Raw genomic sequence first — 25128 nt, 5'->3', positions numbered from 1 at the left:
GGATCATCGGATGGATCAACAGGATCGGGAAACCGCCAGTCAGGGCGCTGCGTCGCGCCCGGTGCACCTGGTGGTTCTGGGCGCCGCGGGAACCGGCAAGACCACCATCGGCCGGGCCCTGGCCGAGCGCCTGGGCCTTCCGTTCGGCGAGGGCGACGACTTCCACAGCGAGGCGAACCGCGCCAAGATGGGCGCCGGTGAGCCGCTCACCGACGAGGACCGCTGGCCCTGGCTGAGGTCGCTGCGGGACTGGATGTCGGCGCAGGCGGCGGCGGGCAGCTCGTCGGTGGTGGCGTGCTCGGCGCTCCGCACCGCCTACCGCGACGTGCTCCGCGAGGCCGACGGCGACGTCTTCTTCGTCCACCTCGTCCTCCCGGAGGATGTGAACCTCGCGCGGCTTGAGGCTCGGCAGGGGCACTTCATGAAGCCGGTCATGCTGGGCTCCCAGCGCGCCGCGCTCGAGGCGCTGGGGGAGGGCGAGGAGGGCATCGAGGCCGTCAACGTGGGCGACCCGGGCCTCGTCGTCGACGACCTGGCCGCGATCCTCAGGACCCGGTTCGGGTCGCGGCTCAGCGCCGAGCGAGGCTGAGCCGCGACACCGGTCCCCGGGTCAGGCCTTGGACTCTCCCGGGAGCTCAACCCGGACCGGGGTGTTCAGCACCCGGCCCTCCGCGACCACCCGCCGCGACCCCGTCACCTCGACGGACACCGCCGGCAGGCGGTTCTCCGACGACGAGCCGACGGACAGCTGCACCTCCCCGGGCTCGACGATCCGCCGGAGGTCGGCGCCCGTGAACGACAGCCGGTCCGCGTGCACCTCGAACGTCACGCGCGCCGACGCCCCGGCGGCCAGGTCCACCTTGCGGAAGCCGATCAGCTGCTTGAGCGGCCGCACCACCTCAGCCCAGGGGTCGCTCAGATAGAGCTGCACCACGTCGGCCCCGTCGCGGTCCCCGCTGTTGCTCACCGTCACCGACACCTCGACGGCGCCGTCGACGGGCATCGTCGGGGCGGAGGCGGACACGTCCGAGTACGTGAAGCTGGTGTAGGAGAGGCCGTGCCCGAACGGGAAACGGGGGATGGGGTCCAGGTTGGAGATGCCGTTGGAGAACCAGGCCAGGGGGGCTGCCAGGTAGGTGCCGGGCTGGCCGCCGTGGTGCGCGGGGAGCCCGATGGGCAGCCGGCCCGACGGGTTGATCCCGCCGGTCAGCACCCCGGCCAGGGCGTCCGCGCCCTCGACGCCCGGCATGAACGCCTGGACGACGGCCGCGCACCGGTCCGCGTACTCGCCGACGGCGTAGGGCCGGCCGGTGACCAGCACCAGCACCGTCGGGGTGCCGGTGGCCAGCACGGCCTCGACCAGCTCGCCCTGGCGTCCGGGCAGGCGCAGGTCGACGGCGTCGCAGCCCTCGCCAGAGGTGCCGTCGCCGAACATGCCGGCGATGTCTCCCACAGTCACCACCGCCACCTCGGCGGCTGCGGCGGCCTCGACGGCCGCGGCCAGGTCCTCGTCGGTCCCGTCCATGAAGCCGGTGCCCTGCGCGAAGGACACCTCGCCCAGCAGAGCCCGCAGCGCGTCGTCGAGGCCGCGGATCTCCAGGCCGGTCTCGGTGCCGGTCCTGGCCATGACGTGATTGGGGAAGGAGTAGCAGCCCATGAAGCTGCGCACATCGGCCCAGACGGGGCCGACCACCGCCACGCGACGGCGGGCGTCCAGCGGGAGCACCCCGTCGTTGGCGAGCAGCACGACCGACTCCTCGGCCACGCGCCGCGCGATCTCCCGGTTGCGGGGCGAGTCGAGGTCCGCCCCGGCATCGGCGGTCACCGCCCACCCCTCGTCGAGGAGCCCGAGCTCCAGCTTCTGCCGCAGCACGCGCCGGGCGGAGCGGCGGACGTCGTCCTCGCTCAGCATGCCCCGCGCGATGGCCTCCTCGATCGCCCAGTAGGCGCCGGTCGACGGCAGCTCGATGTCCAGGCCCGCGCGGATGGCGAGGGCCGCGGCGGTGGCGTCGTCGGGCGCGATCCGGTGCATCCGGGTGAGGAACGCGATGCTCCAGTAGTCGGACACGACGGTGCCCTCGAAGCCCCAGCGGTCCCGCAACACCCCGGTGAGCAGCTCGGGCGATGCGGCTGCCGGCTGGCCGTCGACGTCGCAGTAGGAGTTCATGATCGAGCGGGCCCCGCCCAGGCGGACCGCCATCTCGAACGGCGGCAGCATGACGTCCTCGAGCTCGCGGCGCCCCATCGACACGGGCGCGTGGTTGCGGCCCGCGCGCCCGGCCGAGTAGCCCACGAAGTGCTTCGGGGTGGCCACCACGCCGGCCGACTGCAGGCCCCGCACGTAGGCGGTGCCGAGGCTGCCCACGAGGTACGGGTCCTCGCCGCAGGTCTCCTCCACGCGGCCCCAGCGGTAGTCGCGCACCACGTCCAGCAGCGGGGACAGCCCCTGCTGGACCCCGACGGCGGCCAGGTCCGAGCCGATCGCCGCGGCCATCTCCTCGATCAGCTCCGGACGCCAGGTCGCGCCCCACGCGATGGACGCGGGGTAGACGGTGGCTCCCAGCGCCGTGAAGCCCGTCAGGCACTCCTCGTGCGCGATCGCCGGGATCCCGAAGGCGTTGCCCGCCGCGACCTCAGACTGCAGCCGCGACAGCTTCGCCGCTCCGTCGGCCACGCTCACTGGCGCGGTGCCGTACACGCGGGTCAGGTGGCCGAGCCCGCCGTCGACCGCCTCGTGCCAGGGCCGCAGCTCGGAGGTGAACTCGGTCTCCATCGGCGCCACCTCGTGGGCGTCAGGGTCCGGGGCCGGGCGGTCGGCATCGGCGGGCAGCCAGTAGGAGCCGAGCTGGTGCGCGAGGTCCGTCAGCGACATCGCGTCCATCAGGGCGTCGAGCCGCGCGTCGAGGGGGGCGGTGGGGTCTGTCCAGGTCATGGGAGGAGTCATTTCTGCGCGGGGCGTCAGCCCTTGACCGCGCCTTGGAGGCCGCCGACGATGCGGCGCTGCATGGTGAGGAAGAACACCATGGCGGGAATCATGGAGAGGGTGGTGAAGGCGAACACTCCGGCCGTGTCTGAGGAGTGCTCGGTGGAGAAGTCGGCCACGCCCAGCGGAAGGGTGCGCATGTCGCCCTGCAGGAGGAGCAGCGGCAGCAGGTAGGCGTTCCAGGAGCCGACGAAGGCGAGGACGCCGACCGTCACCAGGCCGGCCCCGGAGAGCGGCACCATGATGCGGGTGAAGATGCTGAGCCGGCTGGCGCCGTCGATGGCGGCGGCCTCCTCGAGCTCGGCGGGGATGGCCTGGAGGAAGGGTCGCAGGATGACGATGGTCATCGGGAGCGCGAACGCCGCCTGGGGGAGCGCGACGCCCCACCACGTGTTGCTCATGCCCAGGTCCTTGCTGATGATGATGAACAGCGGGATCACGGCCACGGTGGCCGGGAACAGCAGGCCGAGCACGAAGATCATGTAGATCTTCTCGCGCCCGGGGAACCGGTAGCGCGACAGCGGATAGGCGGCCATGAGGCCGAACACCACCACCAGCGCGGTGGTGAGCAGGGCGATCACCAACGAGTTGAGGCCGTATCGCCAGAAGCTGGGGTTGGTCAGCACTCCGGCGTAGTTGGACCACACCCAGGGGGAGGGCAGGCCGGCCGGGTTCTCGGCGAGCTGCGCGTTGCTGCGGAAGCCGCCCAGGATCGAGTAGAGCACCGGGCCGAGCGAGAACGCGGCCACGATCAGCGCCACCAGGTAGATCAGCGGGGCGGTGAGGCGGCGGCGCCGCGAGGCGGCGGGGGCGACGGCTGAGGCGGTCATCGGCGGGCCTTTCGCTTGTCGTTGTCCGGGGTGTCGCGGCTGAGGATGAAGCGCTGGTAGAGCAGAGCCATGGTGAGCGCGACCACGAACAGCACAACGGACGCGGCGCCGGCGATGCCGTAGTTGCTGCGCCGGGTGCCCTCCGTGATGAGGAAGGTGGCCATGGTGGTGGTGGCGTTGGCGGGGCCGCCGCCGGTGAGGATCCAAACCATGTCGAAGAGCTGGAGCGAGCCCACCATGGACAGGAACGCCCAGGTGCGCAGCGTGGGTCCGAGCAGCGGGATGGTGATGTGGCGCTGGGTCTGCCACCAGGAGGCGCCGTCGATCTGGGCGGCCTCGTCCAGCTCCTGCGGAACGCCCTGCAGGCCGGCGAGGAACAGGATGATGGCGAACCCGAGGTACTTCCAGGTGAGCACCACCATCACGGTCCACAGGGCCAGGTCCGGGGTGCCGAGGAAGCCCTGTTCGGGGCCCTGGATCCCGACGGCGGCGAGGATGGTGTCGATGACGCCGTAGCGGGGCTGGAGCAGCTGGAACCACACCACGCCGGCGATCACCTCGGCCAGGATGTAGGGCACGAACACGACCGTGCGCAGCACGCCCTGGAACTTCATCTTGCGGTTGAGGAGCAGCGCGACGGCGATGCCGAGCGGCAGCTGGATGGCGATCGACGCCACCACGATGAACAGGTTGTGCCCCAGGGCGCCGATGAACACGTCGTTGGTCAGCACCGAGACGTAGTTGCGGAGGCCGACGAAGTCCGTCAGGGGGCCGAAGCCCTTCCAGCGGTAGACCGAGAACTGGACGGCGCGCAGCATGGGCCACACGACGAACATGAAGAACAGCACGAGGGCGGGCAGCACGAAGACGGCGATCTCCAGGCCCATCCTCCAGTTGACGGGCCGCTTCCGGACTGGGGAGAGCGGGCGCTCGTCGCGCCCGCCCTCACCGTTGTCCCGGAGCGCCGCCGCCTGCGTCGAGGTGGCGGTCATGGACTACTTCTCCGCGTCCGCGGCCGCCTGCGTGGCGTCGACGATGTCCTGGGCGGAGGCCTGACCGGCGAAGACCAGGGCGATCTCGTCGTTCATGGCGCCGCCGATGGAGGTGCCGAAGGCGGTGTCGAAGTAGAGCTGGACGTAGCCCGCGGCGTCGCGGACCTCGAGGAGCTGGGCCAGAGCCGGATCCGCGACGTACTCGGACGCGCTGGGGTTGGTGGGCAGGCCCATGTCCAGCTCGGCGAAGCCCTTCTGGACCTCGTCGGACAGGAGGTACTCGACGAACTCGACGGCCTCGTCGGGCGAATCGGCCGGGACGCCCCAGGCGTCGCCGCCGCCGAGCGCGGCGCTCTGGTCGCCCTCGCCGCCGTCGACCTCAGGGAACGCGAACCAGCCGGTGGCCTCGCCGAGACCCTGCTCGTCCTCGGTCAGGCCCTGCATCACGCCGGGCTCCCAGTGGCCGGCCAGCTCCATGGCCACCTTGCGCGTGGCAAGCAGGCCGGAGGCGCTGGTGGGGCCGGACTGCGCGGGGGTGGTGAGGAAGCCGGGGTTGAACGGCTCCGCCGCAACCAGCTCCTCCAGGTCCTCGCCGGCGCGGATGAAGCACTCGTCCGAGAAGTCCAGGCTGGTCACCGCGCCCGACAGGACGTCCTGCGAGCACTGGCGAAGCGCGAAGTAGTACCAGTAGTGGGCGGCGGGCCACTTGTCGCCGGCGCCCACCGAGATCGGGTCGATGCCCGCGGCCTTGAGCTTGTCGATGGCGTCGTAGAACTCGTCCATCGTGGTGGGGGCCTCGGTGATGCCGGCGTCGGCGAACATCTCGGTGTTGTACCAGAAGCCCACCACGCCCAGCGAGAACGGCAGCGCGTAGGTCTTGCCGTCCACCTGCCAGCCGTTGACGGCGCCGCCCAGCTTGTCGATGGTGTCCGACGCGGCCTCGGAGAGGTCCTTGACCAGGCCGGCCTCCACCTTGTCGGCCAGCTCGCCGCCGCCACGCTCCATGTAGATGTCGGGCATGTCGCCGCTCTGCCAGGCGGCCTCGATCTTGGTGCCCATGTCCTCGTGCTGCATCGCCTCGACGGTGATGGTCACGCCGGGGTTGGCCGCCTCGAAGTCCGCGGCCACCTTGTCGTAGTAGTCCTTGCCGGCACCGGTGTTGGAGTTGTGCCACCAGGTGAGCGCCACGTCGCCGCCGGCGGCGGACGAGGAGCCAGGGGTGGTCCCGTCGGCGGAGCCGCCGCAGGCGGTCAGGGCCAGGGCGGCGCTGGCGACGAGGGCCGCGATCTTGGGGAGCGTGTGGGTCATCATTGAACCTCCGGTAGTGGTACCACGAAAAGTTTCGTGAAACATTGCCTTGTGGGCCAGAGCTTACGCATAGAACCATTTAGTCTGCAAGTGCAACCAAAAGATGTGTCCAGTTCGTTAGCGTCGTGCCGAAACTTTTCGCTATGCTGGCCCGCGTGAGAGTAGCGAAGGACGTGCGCCTGCAGGACGTGGCGCTGCGGGCGGGGGTGTCGAGCGCGACGGCGTCCAAGGCGCTCAACGACCGCGGCGGCGTCTCTGCAGCGACCAAGGCGCGGGTGCTGGCCGCCATGGAGGAACTCGGCTACCAGCCGGTGTCCGGCGAGGCGGCGCCCTACCCGCAGATGGCGCTCGTGGCCGACGACCTGACCACCACCTACACCTTGGAGATCCTCAAGGGTGCCATCTCGACGGCGATGGCGGAGGGGGTTGCGCTCGGCACCTTCTACCTGCCCGAGGCCGCGCCGTCGGGGGTCGCGGTGCCGCTCGACGACTCATGGCTGGACCTGATCAAGGCCAGGGGCTATCTAGGCGTGATCGTCCTCACCGCCCGCCTGTCGGAGCATCAGCTCGCCAAGGTGCGCGACATCGGCCTCCCGCTCGTGGCCATCGACCCGGCCAACGCGCTGCCGCCCACCGTGATGAGCATCGGCGCCACCAACTGGAACGGGGGCGTGGAGGCGGCGCAGCACCTGATCGACCAGGGGCACCGTCGGATCGGCTTCGTCAAGGGACCGCCGGAGTCGGTGCCCGCGACCGAGCGCCTGCAGGGCTACGTGTCCGCGCTGCACATGAACGGCCTCTCGCTGGACTCGTCCCTCGTCGTCGACGGCGGGTACACCCACGAGCTCGGGCTGCGGGCCGGACGCGAACTGCTGTCGCGGCCGGCGGGGGAGCGGCCCACCGCCATCTTCGCGCCCTGCGACCCGGCCGCCATGGGCGTGTGCGAGGCCGCGCGCCAACTGGGCATCCAGGTCCCGCAGGAGTTGAGCGTGGTGGGGTTCGACGACACGGTGCTGGCCGGACTGGCCGTGCCCGGGCTCACCACTGTCCACCAGCCGCTCCAGGGGATGGGCGCCGCGGCCGTCCGCCGGCTGCTCGATGTCGCGGCGGGGCGCCCCGTCGAGTCGGGCCATGTGCGCCTGGCCACCAGGTTGGTGGTGCGCCACTCCACCGCCCCCGTCGCGCAAGGCTAGGGTGAAAGGGTGCCCGCCGCCCGGCGGGGACGCGACGAAGGACACGACGATGAAGACGTTCAAGCTCGGAACCAGCGATGTCGATGTGCCGGCGGTGGTCACCGGCGTGATGCGGATCCAGGACAAGACCGACGACGAGGTGCGCGCCCTCTACACCGCGTCGCGCGACGCGGGGATCGACTTCTTCGATCACGCCGACATCTACGGCGACGCTCCCTATCACGGCTGCGAGCGGCGGTTCGCCGAGGCGCTCCAGCTCACCCCGTCGGAGCGCGAGGACATCACGCTTCAGACCAAGGCCGGCATCGTCAAGGACGGGCCGTACTTCGACTTCTCCTACAAGCACATCGTCGTCCAGGTGGAAGGCTCGCTGCGCGCCCTGAACACCGACTACCTCGACGTCCTGCTGCTCCACCGCCCCGACGCGCTGGTCGAGCCCGAGGAGGTCGCCCGCGCCTTCGATCACCTGGCGGCCGCAGGCAAGGTGCTGCACTTCGGCGTCTCCAACCACACGCCTGGGCAGATCGACCTCCTCAGGCGTCATGTGACGCAGCCGATCGTCGCCAATCAGCTGCAGTTGTCGATCACGCACGCGCCCATCGTGGCTCAGGGTGTCGCGGCGAACATGGCGGCCCTGGACCAGTCGGTCAGCCGCGATCTCGGCATCCTCGACTACTGCCGCCTGCACGACATCACCGTTCAGGCGTGGTCGCCGTTCCAGGCGGGCTTCTTCACAGGGGTGTTCCTCGGCAACCCGGATCACCCGGAGCTGAACGCGGTGATCGACCGGCTGGCGGCGAAGTACGACGTGCGCCCTGAGGGCATTGCGACGGCGTGGATCACCCGTCACCCGGCCAACATGCAAGTGGTGCTGGGCACGACGACGCCGGAGCGGGTCACGTGGGCCGCCGCGGGCGCCGACGTGGAGCTGACCCGCCCGGAGTGGTACGAGCTGTACCGAGCGGCGGGCTACCTGGTTCCCTGACCGTTCCGGACGACAGACGCCCCTCCGGCCATCAAGGCAGGAGGGGCGTCGTGCTGACTGGGGCCGCGGGGTTTGCGGCCCACCCCGCTGGTGTCCCGTCGCCGGGCCCACCGCCACTGGCCGAGGCTGGTAGGCGCCCTGCGGTTTCTGTTCCTCCAGGTGCCCGCTCGGCCCCGTGAGTGCACCGGATGCCCGCCTGGAGGAAGAAAACCCGCGCCAGGATGTCCACATCCCGACCGAGGGGCGGCTGATCTCCCGATCCGTGGGCCGCAGCCGGCACATGATGGACCAGCGCCTTGCCTTCGAGGCTCGTCGCTGCGCTCCTGGCGCCTAGGCGGTGTGCGCTCGTCGCATCGCTCCTGTAGCGCCGATCTTCCGGCCGGCTGACGTGCTGCCTGGTGTGGCCCTACCCCGTGGGCTGAGGCGCCGCGAAGCGGCCTCGAAGCCTAGGAAACGCGAGTTGTCAACGCATATCTCCCGGACGGTGGCGAGTGCCTCGCCATGGCGCGGTCAGCGTGGTGGCACGGGCGGCACGATCCCGATCACCTCGTCAGCGGGATCGATCCTGTCCCCACCTGCGTCGACGGGGTTGCCGTCCTCGTCGACCCTGTTGCCCTCGTGGTCCACGCGGTTGCCGAACTCATCGCGCCAGTAGCCGTCGACATCGGCCTCGTGCTCGATGTCCATGCCTGCCATACCGTCGCGACCCAGGGGCTCAGCTTCAGGTGGGCTGTCGGGGCTGGCGGGCGAATCCGGGGAGTCGGGAGAGGCCGGGGAATCCGGCGAGTCCATCGATACCTCATTGCCCAGGTCCGGACGTGCGGCAGGGTCGGGGTACGGGGTGCCGAGCGGATCGGTCATCTTGCTTCACTCCTTGCCAAGTCGTCGGCTGGAGTCACGCGGCCGGTGCGGACGCGGTCGTCCAGCGCAGTGGGTCTTCAAGCCTAAGCCGGATGCTCCTCTGCGGGGCGGGTTCGCCGGGATCCACGACGCTGAACCCCCTCCTGCCCACAGTCGATTTGCGGAGCCTCCCGCTCCTCGTGCTATTGTTCCTCGTCGGGTCGCAAGGCCCAACGCGCGAGTGGCGGAATGGCAGACGCGCTGGCTTCAGGTGCCAGTGTCCCTTGGGACGTGGAGGTTCAACTCCTCTCTCGCGCACAAAAGTGCCTCTGACTAGGGCAAATACAGGGAATCGGCGAGAGGTGAGAACCTCTCGCCGATTCTCTGTCTCTGGGTGCTGGTTCGCCTTTGGCGACGGGTGACACCGGGGGACGCGGTTCCCGATTGCCGTCGAGGACAGGCTTCTTGCCTGGTTGGGGGGGATCATCATTCCCCACGGGTTCCCCATGGGGAATGATGATCCCGGGCCTCAAGGAGGTGACTGACTTTCGGCCAGACTCTGGGTCGTGTGGGCCGCGATGGGCGAGACTGGACCGAGAGGACTGGAGGCGGGCGCAACGTGAGGGCCTGGCCGCGGTGGACTCCTCTGGAGCTCTCCGGATGACCGGCATGTCCGCATCGATGCCGGTGATGCCCTCCATCTGGACGGTCTCCGCAGCGGCCAACGGGCACACGATCCGCGCTGGCTGCACCAGCCCGGCCTCAGTCGCGTCCGATGCTGATGACCACGCCCCTGCCACGATCCACGGCCTTGACGCACTCGATGAGCACCAGCAATCCGACGCCGGCGGCCGTTGAGATCAGCAGATCGACCGCGCCCAGCGGCTCCAGCCGCAGGAACACACCCAGCGGCGTGTACAGCGCCGCCATTTGCAGGGCGAGCACCAGTGCGGCGATCCACAGCAGCAACGGGTTGGAGCGCCATCCGATCGTGGTGAGCGAGTCGTGGTGCGACCTGGTGGCGAAGGCCTGTCCGATCTGGAGGAACGCCAGAGTGGTGAACAACATCGACTGCCAGGCCGGGTTGCCGGTTTCGTGGTACCAGAAACCGATCCCAAGCGCCACGAAGCCGATAACCAAGCCTACCCACACCGTCCGACGGCCCAGACCACCCGTCCAGAGACTCCCGCCGGGCACATGGGGCGGCCTGCGCATCACCGTGGACTCAGCGGGCTCCTTGCCCATCGCGAGGCCAAGCAGGCCGTCGGTCATGAGGTTGAGCCAAAGCAGTTGCAGCGGTAGAAGCGCCACGGCAGCCGTGGCATCCAAGGGGAGGAAGATAAACGGGATGGGCCAGCCGACCATGACAATGATCTTGCCGATGTTGCCGGCCACGGCGAAGGAGACGAACCGGCGCAGGTTGTCATAAATGACCCTGCCTTCCTCGACGGCGGCAATGATGGTGGCGAAGTTGTCGTCGCGCAGCACCATGTCCGAGGCCTCCTTCGAGACGTCAGTGCCGGTGATGCCCATGGCCACGCCGATGTCGGATTTCTTCAGCGCGGGCGCGTCGTTGACACCGTCGCCTGTCATGGCCACGATCTGGTCGTGACGCTGAAGCGAGTCAACGAGGCGCAGTTTGTGCTCGGGCGAGACTCGGGCGAAGACGCTGACCGTCTTGGTGGCGCGATCGAACTCCTCGGCGTCAAGACGGTCCAGGTCGACGCCGGTGAGCACCTCCCCGTCGTGTCCGATACCTAGCTCTCGGGCGATGGCCTGCGCGGTCAAGGGGTGATCTCCGGTGATCATGACCGGCCGGATGCCGGCCGCCTGGCAGGTGGCCACAGCTGCAGCCACTTCCGGCCGCGGAGGATCGATGATGCCGACGACACCTAGCAGGACAAGGTCGGTCTCGGTATCGCTCGGCGTGTCCCCGGGGCGGATGAGCCGAACCGCGAGCCCCAGGACGCGCTGGCCACGCGAGGCGAGGTCCCTGTTGGTGTTCTCGACCCATGCGCGCGCGCCGTCGTCGAAGGCCCGGACGCCGCCGTCGGCGAGCACGCCCGTGGTGCGGGAGACGAGCCCGTCGACGGCCCCCTTCACGAAGAGGAGATCGAAGTCCTGAGGTAGCAGCGCCAGTTCGGTGACGCGCCCGGCCAACGCCGCGTGCCGGGTGCTCATGCGTTTGCGCTCGGAATCGAAGGGCAACTCCCCGATCCTCGGTAAGACCTTGCGTAGCGTTGCCACATCGATCCCGCCGGTCTTCGCCGCATCGAGAAGGCAGGTCTCAGTAGGATCGCCGATCGCTTGAGCCCCCTCCCCGTCGACGTGGCGAAGCTCTGCGTCGTTGCACAGTGAGCCAGCCGCCAATGCGACGAGAGCCGGACCCGATGGCTCGCCGCCTCCCGGTGTCCATATCCCGTCGGGCAGGACGAGCGTCGAGACGGTCATTCTGTTCTGGGTAAGAGTGCCCGTCTTGTCCGAGCAAATGGTGGTAACCGAGCCCAGGGTCTCCACCGCAGGCAGCTTACGCACCAGAGCGTTGCGCCGCAGCATCCGCTGTGCCCCCACGGCCAGCGTGAACGTGACGACGGCCGGGAGACCCTCTGGGATGACCGCAACGGCCACCGAGATGGCGGTGAGCACGAGGTCGCTCCACGTCTCGCCGGCGAGCGCGCCTAGGACTGCAACGACACCAGCGGTGACCACGCCCAGGACCGCGAGTTGCTTGCCGACATGGTCGAGGCGCTGCTGGAGCGGGGTCTGCTCCGCGGTCACTCCCTGGAGCAGGTCGGCGATCCTGCCCAGCTCGGTGGCCATGCCGGTGGCGATGACCAGGCCCACACCACGGCCGTAAGTGACCTCGGTTCCGGAGAATGCCATGTTGACCCGATCACCCACGGGGAGGTCGTGACCGGCCAAGGGCGCAGTCGCCTTGTCCACGGCCTCGGACTCGCCCGTCAGGGCCGCCTCCTGGATCCTCAAGGAGACCGCCTCGAGCAGTCGTAGATCGGCCGGGACCACCGTGCCCGCGTCCAGATGGATCACATCTCCCGGTACCAGTTGCCGTGCCGGGACGGGGGAGGTGCTGCCGTCGCGCAGCACCCGCACTGTGGGTACCGTCATCTGGCGAAGCGCGGCGATGGCTTTCTCCGCCCGGTACTCCTGGAAGAAGCCGAGCAGTGCGAACAGCAGCACGATCCCGCCGATGGCTCCGGCCTCCAGGAACTTGCCGAGGACCAGCGAGAGGACGGTTGCCGCGATGAGGATCAACACCATCACCGAGGTGAACTGCTCCCACAGAATCTTCCAGGCCGGTTTGCCCCCGCGATCGACGAGTTCGTTGGTGCCGTAGCGCTCCAAGCGCTCCTCGGCCTCTGGCGTCGTGATCCCGGAGGCCCGGGATTCAGTCCGCGCCAGAGCTTGGTCGGTGCTCATCAGGTGCCAGGACGGATCAGTCTCGGCTGGGCTGGTGTCGGTGAGGCTGTCCGTGGGCAAGGTGTCTCCCGGAGTGAGGTTCAGGGGCAAAAGTACGTTGAGTCTCTCCCGCCTTACGGCCGATCCGACGGGCTTGCGCCGTGCTGACGTCGGACCCGTTCTTGGGATACTCCCTCTCCGGACAGTTCGAGGGTACCTGCCCTTGGGGGTGGCCGCAACAGGGCCGTCGTCCCAGTCACGGGAAGGTTCGACAGTGAAGCACCACGCCTGGCCTACACGTGGCGGAGTGCTCCTAGTGGGGTCGTTGCCAGTTGGCGAAGGCGAACAGCAGGGCGCCGATGAGCGTGACACTGACCCCTACCGCCAACAACTCGTCCGGTTCCGGCCGGGCGACGATCACCTCAAGGAAACGCACTGCCATGACCAACAGCAGCGTCCCAGCCGTTCGGCCTTTGAGGTGGTCAAAGGAGAGCGTGGTGAGGCTTGGGGGTAGGTTGAGGTCGCCGACGAAAAGCTCCCACAGTCCGTAGCCGACGATGAGCAGCACCGTGGCTATGAGGATCGAGTCCACGCTCTCGTACAACTTGACCAGCGCAGCGTCGGGGCTGGTAGACGCTGTGAGCAGGGCCTCGACAAACAAGAAGGCCTTGCTGAGTGCCCAGAGGTACGTGGCCACGGAGAGCAGAAGTGCGGTGACCGCGCCGATGGAAGCGACGTACCGGAAGAGCTCGAGACCCCGCTTCATCGCCCCTGCACCTGTCCTGGAGGGCCCTGCGCCGGGGCGGTCCTCGGGCTCGTCCCGCTGGGCCGGCTCAGACTTCATCACGGTCCACGGGGACGAACGACGGCTGGGGGTGCAGCACCGTGGATGTCATGCCGAGAGTCTAGCCATTCCGGCAGACGGAGAATCGGCGTGCCCCTGCGGATTCCGAGGGCGCGCAAGCCTTCCCCACCGCTATCCAGTGTTCTGCAGACCGGCAGCCGCTCCGTTCACGGTGGTCAACAGGACCCGCGTCCACTGTTCCCGGTCCTCCTCAGACGGTGCGTCGTCTCCCGGACCGCCCTCGCGGATGACGCGCAGTGCGCGCAACTGCAGGTGGCTGAGCGCGTCGATGGACGGGGCCCGCAGTGCAACCCGGGTGCCGAGGCGGAGCTTGCGTTCCAGTAGCTCCTCCTGCTCCAGGATCGCCAGCACAAGGTCGCGCGTCAGCTCGTACTCCGCCAGCACGGCGCTGGTGACGCTCAGCTGCCCACCGAGTGCCAGGAAGGACTTCGTCAAGCGCGGGTTAGCCTTCGCGAGGCTCATCTCCGCAATGTCGATCATGCTGGCAAACAGCGGCCACCGACGGTATGCCGCGCGCAGCCGGTCGAGGTCCCCCACAGCGGCCAACCCGGAGCCCAGCCCGAACCAGCCGGGCACGTTCGCCCGGATTTGGGACCATGCGAACACCCAGGGGATGGCCCGGAAGTCACTCAGATCCCTGCCCTTCTCCGCGCCGCTTCGCCGCGCCGGGCGGGATCCGAGCCTCAGCCGCCCCAATTCCTCAAGCGGGCTCGACGCAGCCACGACATCGGCGAAACCAGGCGTGCGCACGAGGCTGAGGTAGGTCTCGCGAGAGACCCGCTCCACCGTCGTCGCGACATCGTCGAACTCCTCAGCGGCGGCACGGTTGCGGTGCACCACGTCGTCGGTGTCTGCGAGCAGCACCGCCGAGGTGAGACGTTCCAAGTGCGCCTGGGCCAGGGTCACGTCCGCGTACCGGGCAAAGATGACCTCACCCTGCTCGGTGACCTTGAACCGGCCGGAGATCGAACCCGGAGGCTGGGCCAGGATGGCCCGGTGAACAGGGCCTCCGCCACGGCCCAGGGATCCGCCTCGGCCGTGGAACAGCGTGAGTTGGATGCCGTGACGCTGCGCCCACTCAACGATCTGGGTCTGCGCCCGGTAAAGAGTCAGGGTTGCGCTGGCCGGTCCGACGTCCTTGGCCGAGTCCGAGTAACCGACCATCACCTCGACGTGCCAGTCCACCTCGTCGAGCCAGCTGCGGGTGCTCTCCAAGGTGAGCCACTCTTCAAGGACACCGACGGCCCCGCTCAAGTCGGCTCCGGTTTCGAAAAGCGGAACCACGTTCAACCTGAGGGCGGCGTCACCGACCGCGAGGCGAGCAAGTGCGCGCACTGCGACGAGGTGCTGAGCCTGCTGGGTGAAGCTCACCACGTGACGGCCGCACGACTGAGCCCCCCAGCGCTCCTGAAGCCAGGACATGACCCGAAGCGTGTCGAGCACCTCGCGGGTGGCGTCGCTGAGAGCCTGGACGTGGGCCGGCCAACCGTTGACCGCGAGCGAGTCGAGCAACTCCAGCCGCGTGGGGCTGCCCGGCGCTTCCGGGTCCCAGTCGAGTTGCCCGAGCAGTTCGTCCAAGACTCGCCGGTGCACATCGCTGTGCTGGCGCACCTCCAGGTCGGCCAGGTGGAAGCCGAAGGTTTCGGCCAGCCAGATCAGGTGCTGGAGCTCCCCGAAAGCCGCCCGTGTGTCTCCTGCCTGCTCCAGGGAGGTCTGGATCAGACTGAGATCAGCCACCAACTCAGCGGGCTCGCGGTATGCGAGATCGATCTGGCCCTCTCTGGTGGCCGTGAGCCTGGTGGCGACGAAGAGTAGCTTCTGCCGATGCGGCTCTCCCGGAGACGATTTGCGGATGAGTTGGAAGATCTCCGGCGCCGTGACCGAATCACGGGCCAGCGCACTGGCCAGTTCGGGCGACGGGGGGCTGGCGTCCTCGCTCATCGTGAGGGTGCGGGCGACGCGATCTGCTCCGGTGGCGAGCGCCTTGAGGATGCACTCCGCCTGGATGGACATGGTCTGCCGGGTGACCTCGGCCGTGACGAACGGGTTGCCGTCCCGGTCACCGCCCACCCAGGAACCGAACCGCAGGAAACCGGGAACCGACGGGCGACAACGGCCCGGCTCCCCGTCGGCGATCGCGGACTCGACTGTGCGGTACAACCGTGGCACCGCTTGAAACAGCGTCTGGTCAAACACGGACATCACGGTGCGAACCTCGTCCGAGGGTTGGGGTGGTGTGGTGCGCAGGGGGGAGGTGCGGCTGAGGATGTCGATCTCCTCCAGCATCCGGCGCTGAGCGAAGTCCCGCTCCTGCGAGCCGGAGCCTGGATCGTCGTAGCGGTCCAGTTGTTCGGCGATACGATGCAGGGCTGAGGAGACAGCGCGCCTGCGAGCTTCCGTGGGGTGCGCGGTCAGCACCGGATGGATGCGGAGGTTCTTCACGCGAGCCGCCGCGGGGCCGAGTGCGGCCACCGCTGGCCAGACGTCCGGCGCCGTGCCTGCCACCTCGGAGTGTGTCCCGCGGATGAGTCTGGAGCGGTACCGCTCCTCGCTGAGGTTGATCAGGTGGAAGTGAACGGTCAGGGCCTGCGCGAGTTGAAGCGCCTGGGTAGCGGTCAGTGCCCCGACGACCCGGCCAGGCTCCTCGGGGTCGCCGCCATCGGCGGCCCGTGCCGCAGAGTCCTGCACTTGCTGCATGAGCGTGGCGAGCGCGCCGGCTCCTCTCTCGTGGAGAACCTGCTCATGCAGTTGTGTGAGGATGTCGATGTCGGCTTCCAGGAGCCGGTCAAGACCGTACGGATCCTGGTCCAGGTGGATCGCCTCGGCAAGGGGATTGGTCATTGCTACCTCTCTATTTCGTGAATGATGAATCGTGTATCATGCTCCGCTATGGCACCTGGCGACTGGACCTTTCTCTCCAACTATGGCCACGTCCTCGTGGCCCTTGCCCGGAACCCGACGGCGCGGATGCGAGACATCGCGCAGCAGGTGGGTATCACTGAACGAGCCGTGCAGCAGATAGTCGGTGAGTTGGTGACGCAGGGTTACGTGATCAAGGAGAAGTCGGGGCGGCGAAATCACTACCATCTGGCTCCCGGCACGCACCTGCGCCATGATCTGGAGCGCGGCGTCAGGGTCGCCGACTTCGTGGCGATGGTGAGCGGGGCGGACGAAACGAACGGGGCCCGCGCGACGCCGAGCAGGGCGAAGAGTTGATGTACCCATGTGCCCACCTCGCGATCAGGCGCTGCGGTTGGTCGACCACCGCCTCGCATCAATGCTACTGCCCTAGTTTCCGGAATTGCAATTCGCGTGTCAAGTCGCTACTGTTTCGGTCATGGACGAGGACATCTTCGGTGATCTGATCGCTGCGAACCAGCGCTACGCGAGGTCCGGACCTCGCCCCTTCGACGGCATCGCTCACGCCGGGATCGCCGTCGTGACCTGCATGGACTCACGCCTGGAGCCCTTGGCGATGGTGGGCCTGACACTGGGCGACGCCAAGATCATGCGCACCCCTGGGGGCCATGTCACCGCGGACGCGCTCACCGGATGCGTGCTAGCCGCACACCTTCTCAACGTGGACCGCATCCTGATCGTCCAACACACCTGCTGTGCCGTGGCAAGCGGCGACGACGATGCGATCCGCCGCCGCGTTTCGGAGACGACCGGTGCCGACCTCGGCAACCTGCCCATCGGCGCAGACCCGGACCAGCGTGGCCGGATCCACGCCGATGTCGCACTGCTGCGACAGCACCCCCTGCTCGCTGACCGGGTCAGGGTCGGCGGCTTCATCTACGACGTTGAGACCAGCCTCCTGGAACAGATCACATGAGCGCCCCCCCTGCTCAGGGCGGCTCCACCGAGGCTTCCGCAGGGACCGCTCGTCTTCCGATGCCAGCACTGCTGGTCTTGGAGGACGGGCGGTTCTACTGCGGCACGTCGTTCGGCGCCACTGGAGAAACCTTCGGGGAGGCCGTCTTCTCCACAGGCATGACGGGCTACCAGGAGACCCTCACCGATCCCAGCTACCACCGCCAGGTCCTGATCGCGACGGCCCCCCACATCGGCAACACCGGATGGAACGACCAGGACAATGAGTCGCGCAGGATCTGGGTGGCCGGTTACGTGGTCCGCGACCCCTCACGGACACACTCGAGTTGGCGCGCCAACGGCTCCCTGCATGACGAACTGCGTCGGCAAGGGATCGTTGGCATCGCCGACCTCGACACGCGAGCGCTGACGCGTCACATCCGTGACAACGGCGCGATGCGGGTGGGCGTCTCCACCATCGAGACCGACCCTCGGCAACTGCTTGCGCGGGTGCTGGAGACGCAGCCCATGCTGGGGGCGGACCTCGTGGCCGATGTCACCGTCGCTTCGAAGCAGGTCGTCCCGGCAGTGGGCAGGAAGCGCTTCACAGTCACCGCGGTCGATCTCGGCATCAAGGACATGACTCCCACCCGGCTCGCCCAGCGAGGAATCGAGGTGCACGTCCTGCCTGCTGCGAGCACCCTCGACGACATCACCGCGGTGGGTCCCGATGGGGTCTTCTTCTCCAACGGGCCGGGCGACCCGGCGGCAGCCGGGCGTGCGGTGGACCTTCTCACCGAGATTCTGGATGCGGGGCTGCCCTACTTCGGGATTTGCTTCGGCAACCAGATCTTCGGTCGTGCACTTGGCTTCGGCACCTACAAGCTGAAGTACGGCCATCGCGGCATCAACCAGCCGGTGATGGACCTGGCCAGGGGCACGGTCGAGATCACCGCCCAGAACCACGGCTTCGCCGTAGATGCCCCCCTTGGCCAGTCCGTATCCACCCGCTGGGGAACTGCACGAGTTACCCACGTCTGTCTCAACGACGATGTGGTCGAGGGCCTGGAGTTGCGTAACGATTCCGGCCGACTGACTGCTTTCGCTGTTCAGTATCACCCGGAGGCAGCCGCCGGACCGCACGACGCCGACTACCTGTTCGACCGCTTCGTCGACGTCATGGCCGGAAAGGACGACTGATGCCCCGTCGCACCGACATCTCCTCGATCATGGTGATCGGCTCCGGCCCCATCGTCATCGGGCAGGCGTGCGAGTTCGACTACTCCGGCACGCAGGCCTGCCGCGTGTTGCGCGAGGAGGGGTTCCGGGTGATCCTGGTCAACTCCAACCCGGCCACCATCATGACCGACCCCGAGTACGCTGACGCCACCTACATCGAACCGATCAGGCCCGAGTACCTCGAGCAGATCATCGCCACCGAGCGTCCAGACGCGCTGCTCGCGACGCTTGGAGGCCAGACCGCCCTTAACGCCGCCATGACCCTGTTCAAGAACGGGGTGCTCGACCGCTACGGCGTCGAACTCATCGGCGCCTCCGTCGACGCCATCGAAAAGGCGGAGAACAGGCTGGAGTTCAACCAGATCGTCACCTCACTCAAGGTGCCCGGCGCTGACGCCGGCGTGGCACGCTCGCGTATCTGCCACGACATGGACGAAGTCCTCGCCGCCGCGGGGATCCTCGGATACCCCATCGTGGTCCGGCCGAGCTTCACCATGGGCGGGCTCGGCTCCGGCATCGCCTACAACGAGGAGGAACTGATCCGGATCGCCGGGGCAGGCCTTTCGGCGTCGCCGGTCACCGAGGTGCTGATCGAGGAGTCGATCATCGGCTGGAAAGAGTTCGAACTCGAAGTCATGCGCGACGGATCGGACAACGTCGTGATCGTGTGCTCCATCGAGAACCTAGACCCCATGGGCGTGCACACCGGGGACTCCATCACAGTGGCCCCCGCCATGACGCTCACAGACAGGGAGTACCAGGCCATGCGCGATGTGGCCATCGCGGTAACCAGGGCGGTCGGCGTCGAAACTGGCGGCTGCAACGTCCAGTTCGCACTCAACCCTGTCGACGGGCGGCTGATAGTGGTGGAGATGAACCCGCGGGTCTCCCGATCCTCGGCGCTGGCCTCGAAGGCCACCGGCTTCCCGATCGCGAAGATCGCAGCGAAGGTGGCGGTGGGCTACACCCTCGACGAGATCCCCAACGACATCACCGGCGAGACGCCCGCCTCGTTCGAACCGTCGCTGGATTACGTCGTGGTCAAGTGCCCGCGCTTCGCGTTCGAGAAGTTCCCCACCGCTGACAGCACCCTCACCACGCACATGAAGTCAGTGGGCGAGGCCATGGCCATCGGCCGATGCTTCACCGAAGCGCTCGGCAAGGCCCTGCGCTCACTGGAGGACCCGGCGGCACTCTTCGACTTCACCCGCCCGATCATCGAGAGCGTGGACGAGCTGCTGCGCCGCATCGCCCGACCGCACGACCACCGCCTGGCCCTCATGATGCAGGCGCTTCGCGCCGGCGCCACCTCGGCACAGGTGGTAGAAGCAACCCGCATCGATCCGTGGTTCGTCGACCAGCTCCAGCTGATCCGCGAGACGGCCGACCAGTTGTGCTCGGCCCCAGAGCTTACGGGCGGTCTCATGCGGCTCGCCAAGCGACACGGCCTCTCCGACGATCAGATCGCCGACCTGCGCAATCTCAGCCCTGACGTGGTCCGTGGCCTCCGCTGGGCGTTCGGCATCCGGCCCGTGTACAAGACGGTCGATACCTGTGCCGCCGAGTTCGCGGCCCGGACGCCGTACCACTACTCCAGCTACGACGAGGAGACCGAGGTCGAGCCCCGCACCCGGCCCGCCGTCATCATCCTGGGCAGCGGCCCCAACCGGATCGGGCAAGGCATCGAGTTCGACTACTCGTGCGTGCACGCGGCCATGGCGTTGCGGGACGCCGGCTACGAGACGGTGATGGTCAACTGCAACCCCGAGACGGTCTCGACCGACTACGACACCACCGACCGGCTGTACTTCGAACCCCTGACGCTGGAGGACGTGCTGGAGGTGGTCCATGCCGAGCTCGCGGCCGGGCCCGTGGCGGGCGTCATCGTGCAGCTGGGCGGGCAGACGCCGCTCAAGCTCGCACAGGCGCTCAAAGACCGCGGAGTCCACATCGTGGGCACGTCGCCAGAGGCCATCCACCTGGCTGAGGATCGCGGAGAATTCGGCGCCCTCCTCAGCTCCGCGGGCCTGCTGTCCCCCCAGCACGGCACGGCCGTCTCCGCCGGACAGGCGCTGGCGGTCGCCCACACGATCGGTTACCCCGTGCTGGTTCGTCCCAGCTACGTGCTGGGCGGGCGCGGCATGGAGATCGTCTACGACGACGCCTCACTGGTGAGCTACATCCAACGCGCAACCGAGGTCGACCCCTCGCACCCCGTGCTCGTGGACCGGTTTCTCGACGACGCGATCGAGATCGACATCGATGCGCTCTTCGACGGGACGGAGCTCTACATCGGCGGCGTGATGGAACACATCGAGGAGGCCGGCATCCACTCCGGCGACTCGGCGTGCACCCTTCCTCCGATTACCCTCGGTACCGAGACCATCGACCAGATTCGCAGCTCCACCGAGATCATCGCCAAACGGATCGGGGTGAAGGGCCTGATCAACATTCAGTACGCGCTGCTCGGCGATGTGCTCTACGTGCTTGAGGCCAACCCGCGGTCATCGCGGACCGTGCCCTTCGTCTCGAAAGCCACCGGCACGCCGCTGGCCAAGGCCGCAGCCCGAATCTCACTCGGCGCGATGATCGCCGAACTCCGCTCAGAGGGAATGCTCCGATCCGGGGGAGACGGCGCGACGGCGCTCGCGTCGGCACCGATCGCCGTGAAGGAAGCCGTGTTGCCCTTCAACCGGTTCCGCAGCCCCGAGGGCGTCGGCGTCGATCCGCTGCTCGGCCCGGAGATGAGATCCACAGGCGAGGTCATGGGGCTCGATGCGGCCTTTGGCCCCGCCTTCGCCAAGAGCCAGGCCGCGTCGTTCTCCGCTCTTCCCACGACTGGGACGGTGTTCGTCTCGGTGGCGAATCGCGACAAGCGGCACGCGATCTTCCCGATCAAGCGGCTCGCCGACCTCGGATTCCGGATCCTGGCCACCGAGGGCACGGCACAGGTGCTGCGTCGCCACGATGTTGCGGTCACTGTGCTCCGGAAGGCGTCGCAAGGTCCAGGTCCCAACGGTGAGCTGACGGTAGTGCAGGCCATCGCGGCAGGCGAGATCGACCTCGTGGTCAACACGCCGCACGGCCACTCGCTCCATGGCAGCCCCCGACAGGACGGCTGGGAGATTCGCGGCGCGGCCATCCGCGCCGGCGTGCCTTGCGTGACCACGACGCAGGCCCTCGCGGCGTGCGTGCAGGGCGTCGAATCCCTGCGCCAAGGAACCCCGGGGGTGCGTTCGCTGCAGTCCTGGAACGCCGCGATTCGAGCTGATCTCCACCGATCCGTGCCCCCTGGAGTGGGCCACAGCCCCAAGGCCACACAAGAGGCGGAGTTGCGCACCGTCGCTCCCGACGACCACTGTACTGTGCGTGGCTGAGCCGACACCCTCGTCGACACTCCCTCTTTCATGAGGCGGCTTGAGAGACCCGCTTGCTGGGCTGGCTGGTCGCGATTTCGGTGCTGGCCGGGTGGGCTGTTTGCCGGCTGACGCTGCCGGGCAACGGCTGTGCAGGTTCTCGGTCGATGGGGTCCACGGATCGTGAAGCGTCCGAGATTCCTGCCGCATCGTTTCCGGTCAGGAAGGATGCAGGTCATGCCGAAGAAGTTCACCGACGAGGAGAAGTCCCGGGCGGTCAGGATGGTGCACGAGCAGCGGTCGGAGTATCCGACGTTGCGTGCCACGTGTGAGGCGGTCGGTTCCCGGTTGGGGATCGGTCGGGAGACGCTGCGGGGGTGGGTCGGCCAGGCGAAGGTCGACGCTGGGGAGGCCGAGGGGCCGACCACGGCCGAGCGTGAGGAGCTCCGCCAGTTGAAGGCCGAGGTCCGCAGGTTGCGGGAGGACAACGCGATCCTGAAGGCCGCGGCCGCTTTTTCAGGAACGCGTTCTCCTCCGACAGCCGGCGCACCTCGGCCTCCAACGCGGCAAGCCGGGCCGCCTCCACCGGCGGCGGGGCCTTCACCGGGTCGGGGTGCTGTTCCCGGTAGATCTTGACCCAGTAGCCCAGCGAGCTCTCGTTGATCTCCAACTCCCGCGCGACCTGCGCGATCGGCCGCTGCGCGACCACCACGAGCTGGACCGCGTCAGCCTTGAACTCTGCGGTGTACTTCCTGCGTTTCGATGACATCTCGTCTCGTCGTTCCTTCCTGGTAACGACTGTCCACGAGAAGTGTCACACCCCAAACGGCGCCCTGCCTATGTTCCTCATCTCATGAATCCCAGTCGCTTCAGTCATGAAAGCGCGAGGCCTTGCTGGGCACTGGCTCAACAAGCGAGCGGGCGCCGTCTGTTGTCCGGTCAGGGATGACGTGCTTAGCGTGGTTGGCTCCGGTCAGCCTCCGAAGAGTCTTCCCCAGCCGGGAATCTCAAGGTTGGAGAGTTGTTCCCCGAAGCCAGTGATGTCTTCTCCCAATCCGCCGATCTGCTCGGATGCCCCGGCAGTGACGCCGCTCACCCCGTCAGCCAGGTCAGTGGCCCCGGGGGTGAGATCCTCGAGACCGCTGGTGAAGCCTTCCACGCTGACCAACCCGGCAAGGGCGTCGAAATCGATACCGACGTTGACGGCTTCAGCGAGGAGCGGGGCGGCGATGGCGCTAACTGCCGCACCGCCGGCGACGGCGATCAGGAGTCCACCTCCCGCACTGGCAGCGGCCACCCCGACCCTCTGCCCGGTCGTGGCGGCGCCGGGTCGAGGGATGCGGGCGAGGATACCGGCCAGAAAGCCGGGCTGAGCAGCCTCGGCACGGGTGGCGGTGCGGGCAAGATCGGCCGGTTGCGATGTGCGCGGCTGCTCCCCAAGGGGTAATTCGGTGCGCAGTCGCGCGTGGAGTTGGTCCCGCTCTGCGGGAGTGAGGCGTGCGAACGCGTCTGCGTGGATCCGCTCAAGCTGGACGGGTTCGGCGGTGCGCAGCAGGTACTCGTAGCGGGCCACAGCGGCACGGTCGGCCGCCTGGTGATCCGGCGGCGATGGGGTCAGTCCGACCGATCCCGAGGGTGCTGACTGGGTGGCGGCGGGCGGCGTGAACGGCGGCTGGGCTGGTTCCGCTGCCGTGTTACCGATGAGTGCGTCCACTGTGCCCCGCAGCGTGCTTCTCCAGTCTCGGGGTTCGCTGCCGGGGGTCGGCGCTGGGGAGGGGGTCTTGTTGCGGGCCTGGGAAGCCAGGCTGGTGAGGAGGTCGAACAACTTCATTAGCGTTCCCTTCGGGGTGGGCGGTGATGTGGATAACGGCGGGTCGGTTGAGCTCGGGTGATGGCGCGTCTCGGCCGGTGGGCGTTGGGCATCGTCAGCAGTTTCGGCCAACCACCCTTCAGTCTGGCGGTCGGGTGTACCTCCTCTGACTGGCTGAGGGATCGGGTGTAGCGCCGCCGCGGGTGTTTCCCTGATCGCAGCGGGCCGGCGTTACGGTCAGTCGCCGGAGCGATCGTTCCGGCTCCCCGCGAGCACAAGTACACGGCGGCGGAAGACCGGCTCGACCGCGCCCAGCTCCTCGTCGGTGGCGATCCGGAACGCCCCTGCAGCCTCGGCCTGCACTTCGCGTCGGCCTTGGCCGCGGGTGGCGCGCAGGCTGGCGACAATGGACACCGTGATGATGGTCGCGACGACGGCGAGGCTGATCGTGGTCGGGATGTAGAGCACATCCAGGAGCAGCATCTTGATGCCCACCCAGATCAGGACGAACGAGAGTCCGATCTTGAGGTAGACGAACCGGTGGATCAGGTCAGCGAGGAGGAAGTACATGGCTCGCAGGCCGAGGATCGCGAACGCGTTGGCGGTGAAGACGAGGAACGGTTCGCTGGTCACGGCGAAGATCGCCGGGATCGAGTCGACGGCGAAGATGATGTCAGTGATCTCCACCAGCACCAGCACCGCGAGCAGCGGCGTCGCCACTACTAGTCCTGCCTTGCGGATCAGGAACTTCTGCCCGTGGTACGCGTCGGTCATCGGCACAAACCGGCGGAACAGCTTGAGGATGCGGGACTTCTCGGGGTGGACGTGCTCGTTGCGTGAGCGGAACATTCGCCACCCGGTGTAGATCAAGAACGCGGCGAAGACGTAGAGGATCCAGGAAAAGTTCTCAATCAGCGCAGCGCCGGCGGCGATGAAGATTCCGCGGAAGATCAGCGCGCCGAGGACGCCGAGGAACAGCACTCGGTGCTGAAACTCGCGCGGGACCGCGAACGCGGCGAAGATGATAGCCCAGATGAACACGTTGTCCACGGCGAGGGATTTCTCGATCAGGTATCCGGCGAAATACTGCTGCCCGAATTCCGCCCCCCACAACGTCCACACCAGCACACCGAACGCGACACCGATCGTCACCCACACGATCGACCAGACGGCGGCTTCTCGCACGCCGATCACGTGGGCTGTGCGGTGGGCGATCAGGTCCACGGCGAGCATCACCAGGATCACACCTAGGACGGCGAACCACGCCCACCAAGGAACATTCATGACAAAGACCTCCACGAGTTTCGTGAAGGTCTCATCGGCCTTGTGGGCCCTGCGCACCGGATCCCGAGGTGGGGACCGTGTTGACGATGCGGAGCGAGGACTACTCCCCTTCTTGCCCCAGGAAACAGGAGAAGTGTCTCCACGTCAAGTCAGCGTCGCTCGTCGGAGATGTCAGTCGCGAGAAGCTGATCATGGTGGACTGTAACTTGACAG

Annotated in this window: 17 protein-coding genes, 1 tRNA gene and 2 pseudogenes; 9 read left to right on the top strand and 11 right to left on the bottom strand. The window is 67.9% G+C overall.

Translation table 11 applies throughout. From position 1 onward, the window contains the following. Window positions 1–10 precede the first annotated feature (10 nt). Window positions 11–589 (top strand): gluconokinase, encoded by a 579-nt coding sequence (locus ACZK5D_RS14335; protein WP_463665756.1) that lies wholly within the window; start codon window positions 11–13, stop codon window positions 587–589. A 21-nt stretch (window positions 590–610) separates the two neighbouring features. Here ACZK5D_RS14335 and ACZK5D_RS14330 read toward each other — a convergent pair whose 3' ends face one another. The 4 genes from ACZK5D_RS14330 to ACZK5D_RS14315 are packed head-to-tail and all read right to left on the bottom strand — an operon-like array spanning window position 611 to window position 6113. Next, window positions 611–2932: a beta-glucosidase gene (locus tag ACZK5D_RS14330; RefSeq protein ID WP_463665755.1), complete on the bottom strand. Its 2322-nt coding sequence runs from the start codon at window positions 2930–2932 to the stop codon at window positions 611–613. Between the two features lie 26 nt (window positions 2933–2958). Then, on the bottom strand, window positions 2959–3813 hold the full coding sequence (locus tag ACZK5D_RS14325) for a carbohydrate ABC transporter permease (RefSeq protein WP_463665754.1): 855 nt from the start codon (window positions 3811–3813) through the stop codon (window positions 2959–2961). Next, entirely contained in the window at window positions 3810–4805 is a 996-nt protein-coding gene (locus ACZK5D_RS14320; RefSeq protein ID WP_458995126.1) for a carbohydrate ABC transporter permease, read from the bottom strand. Before ACZK5D_RS14320 ends, ACZK5D_RS14325 begins: the two co-directional genes overlap by 4 nt. A gap of 3 nt (window positions 4806–4808) precedes the next feature. Continuing rightward, window positions 4809–6113, bottom strand: coding sequence for an extracellular solute-binding protein (locus ACZK5D_RS14315; RefSeq protein WP_463665753.1), 1305 nt, complete (start codon window positions 6111–6113; stop codon window positions 4809–4811). Between the two features lie 155 nt (window positions 6114–6268). On the opposite strand from ACZK5D_RS14315, the gene ACZK5D_RS14310 reads away from it, so the two are divergent. Together ACZK5D_RS14310 and ACZK5D_RS14305 are read left to right on the top strand one after the other, a co-directional pair. Continuing rightward, entirely contained in the window at window positions 6269–7306 is a 1038-nt protein-coding gene (locus ACZK5D_RS14310; protein WP_458995124.1) for a LacI family DNA-binding transcriptional regulator, read from the top strand. Between the two features lie 49 nt (window positions 7307–7355). After that, window positions 7356–8291: an aldo/keto reductase gene (locus ACZK5D_RS14305; RefSeq protein WP_463665752.1), complete on the top strand. Its 936-nt coding sequence runs from the start codon at window positions 7356–7358 to the stop codon at window positions 8289–8291. A 510-nt stretch (window positions 8292–8801) separates the two neighbouring features. Here ACZK5D_RS14305 and ACZK5D_RS14300 read toward each other — a convergent pair. Further along, a complete protein-coding gene (locus ACZK5D_RS14300) occupies window positions 8802–9152 on the bottom strand; it encodes a hypothetical protein (protein WP_463665751.1) in 351 nt (116 codons plus the stop codon). Window positions 9153–9366: 214 nt separating this feature from the next. Between ACZK5D_RS14300 and ACZK5D_RS14295 the strand changes: the two genes are divergently transcribed. Continuing rightward, a tRNA-Leu gene (locus ACZK5D_RS14295) sits at window positions 9367–9449 on the top strand. A 444-nt stretch (window positions 9450–9893) separates the two neighbouring features. Here the strand turns inward: ACZK5D_RS14295 and ACZK5D_RS14290 are convergent. The 3 genes from ACZK5D_RS14290 to ACZK5D_RS14280 form a co-directional block, all read right to left on the bottom strand. Continuing rightward, window positions 9894–12569, bottom strand: coding sequence for a cation-translocating P-type ATPase (locus ACZK5D_RS14290; RefSeq protein ID WP_463665750.1), 2676 nt, complete (start codon window positions 12567–12569; stop codon window positions 9894–9896). 292 nt (window positions 12570–12861) lie between these two features. After that, the gene (locus ACZK5D_RS14285) at window positions 12862–13392 is read right to left on the bottom strand and encodes a YqhA family protein (protein WP_353080842.1); all 531 of its coding nucleotides are present in this window, start codon (window positions 13390–13392) and stop codon (window positions 12862–12864) included. Window positions 13393–13524: 132 nt separating this feature from the next. Continuing rightward, window positions 13525–16254, bottom strand: a complete 2730-nt coding sequence (locus ACZK5D_RS14280; protein ID WP_463665749.1) for a phosphoenolpyruvate carboxylase — start codon at window positions 16252–16254, stop codon at window positions 13525–13527. Between the two features lie 48 nt (window positions 16255–16302). Here ACZK5D_RS14280 and ACZK5D_RS14275 point away from each other — a divergent pair, with 48 nt between their 5' ends. The 5 genes and pseudogenes from ACZK5D_RS14275 to ACZK5D_RS14255 form a co-directional block, all read left to right on the top strand. After that, the gene (locus ACZK5D_RS14275) at window positions 16303–16629 is read left to right on the top strand and encodes a helix-turn-helix transcriptional regulator (protein WP_083665557.1); all 327 of its coding nucleotides are present in this window, start codon (window positions 16303–16305) and stop codon (window positions 16627–16629) included. 121 nt (window positions 16630–16750) lie between these two features. Further along, entirely contained in the window at window positions 16751–17248 is a 498-nt protein-coding gene (locus tag ACZK5D_RS14270) for a beta-class carbonic anhydrase (RefSeq protein WP_463665748.1), read from the top strand. Between the two features lie 59 nt (window positions 17249–17307). Continuing rightward, the gene (gene carA, locus ACZK5D_RS14265; protein WP_463665747.1) at window positions 17308–18426 is read left to right on the top strand and encodes a glutamine-hydrolyzing carbamoyl-phosphate synthase small subunit; all 1119 of its coding nucleotides are present in this window, start codon (window positions 17308–17310) and stop codon (window positions 18424–18426) included. Continuing rightward, entirely contained in the window at window positions 18426–21842 is a 3417-nt protein-coding gene (gene carB, locus ACZK5D_RS14260) for a carbamoyl-phosphate synthase large subunit (protein ID WP_463665746.1), read from the top strand. The genes carA and carB overlap by 1 nt, the downstream gene beginning before the upstream one ends. Before the next feature lie 207 nt (window positions 21843–22049). After that, a pseudogene (locus tag ACZK5D_RS14255) lies at window positions 22050–22295 on the top strand (transposase); the annotation flags it as partial. Between the two features lie 37 nt (window positions 22296–22332). On the opposite strand, the pseudogene ACZK5D_RS14250 reads toward ACZK5D_RS14255, so the two are convergent. The 3 genes and pseudogenes from ACZK5D_RS14250 to ACZK5D_RS14240 form a co-directional block, all read right to left on the bottom strand. Continuing rightward, window positions 22333–22590: pseudogene (locus ACZK5D_RS14250) on the bottom strand (transposase); the annotation flags it as partial. Between the two features lie 204 nt (window positions 22591–22794). Further along, window positions 22795–23652 carry a hypothetical protein gene (locus ACZK5D_RS14245; RefSeq protein ID WP_463665745.1) on the bottom strand — a complete coding sequence of 286 codons (858 nt, stop codon included), beginning with the start codon at window positions 23650–23652 and terminating at the stop codon, window positions 22795–22797. 216 nt (window positions 23653–23868) lie between these two features. Beyond that, window positions 23869–24915: a TerC family protein gene (locus ACZK5D_RS14240; protein WP_076063985.1), complete on the bottom strand. Its 1047-nt coding sequence runs from the start codon at window positions 24913–24915 to the stop codon at window positions 23869–23871. Between the last annotated feature and the right edge of the window lie 213 nt (window positions 24916–25128).

The organism is Tessaracoccus yangjingae, assembly GCF_055326235.1.
This window is presented reverse-complemented; position numbering and strand designations above follow the sequence as displayed.

Coding starts and splice junctions, on each gene's coding strand:
- ACZK5D_RS14335 (WP_463665756.1), top strand. CDS start 11: ATGGATCAACAGGATCGGGAAACCGCCAGTCAGGGCGCTGCGTCGCGC.
- ACZK5D_RS14330 (WP_463665755.1), bottom strand. CDS start 2,932: ATGACCTGGACAGACCCCACCGCCCCCCTCGACGCGCGGCTCGACGCC.
- ACZK5D_RS14325 (WP_463665754.1), bottom strand. CDS start 3,813: ATGACCGCCTCAGCCGTCGCCCCCGCCGCCTCGCGGCGCCGCCGCCTC.
- ACZK5D_RS14320 (WP_458995126.1), bottom strand. CDS start 4,805: ATGACCGCCACCTCGACGCAGGCGGCGGCGCTCCGGGACAACGGTGAG.
- ACZK5D_RS14315 (WP_463665753.1), bottom strand. CDS start 6,113: ATGACCCACACGCTCCCCAAGATCGCGGCCCTCGTCGCCAGCGCCGCC.
- ACZK5D_RS14305 (WP_463665752.1), top strand. CDS start 7,356: ATGAAGACGTTCAAGCTCGGAACCAGCGATGTCGATGTGCCGGCGGTG.
- ACZK5D_RS14300 (WP_463665751.1), bottom strand. CDS start 9,152: ATGACCGATCCGCTCGGCACCCCGTACCCCGACCCTGCCGCACGTCCG.
- ACZK5D_RS14290 (WP_463665750.1), bottom strand. CDS start 12,569: ATGAGCACCGACCAAGCTCTGGCGCGGACTGAATCCCGGGCCTCCGGG.
- ACZK5D_RS14285 (WP_353080842.1), bottom strand. CDS start 13,392: ATGAAGTCTGAGCCGGCCCAGCGGGACGAGCCCGAGGACCGCCCCGGC.
- ACZK5D_RS14280 (WP_463665749.1), bottom strand. CDS start 16,254: ATGACCAATCCCCTTGCCGAGGCGATCCACCTGGACCAGGATCCGTAC.
- ACZK5D_RS14275 (WP_083665557.1), top strand. CDS start 16,303: ATGGCACCTGGCGACTGGACCTTTCTCTCCAACTATGGCCACGTCCTC.
- ACZK5D_RS14270 (WP_463665748.1), top strand. CDS start 16,751: ATGGACGAGGACATCTTCGGTGATCTGATCGCTGCGAACCAGCGCTAC.
- carA (WP_463665747.1), top strand. CDS start 17,308: ATGCCAGCACTGCTGGTCTTGGAGGACGGGCGGTTCTACTGCGGCACG.
- carB (WP_463665746.1), top strand. CDS start 18,426: ATGCCCCGTCGCACCGACATCTCCTCGATCATGGTGATCGGCTCCGGC.
- ACZK5D_RS14245 (WP_463665745.1), bottom strand. CDS start 23,652: ATGAAGTTGTTCGACCTCCTCACCAGCCTGGCTTCCCAGGCCCGCAAC.
- ACZK5D_RS14240 (WP_076063985.1), bottom strand. CDS start 24,915: ATGAATGTTCCTTGGTGGGCGTGGTTCGCCGTCCTAGGTGTGATCCTG.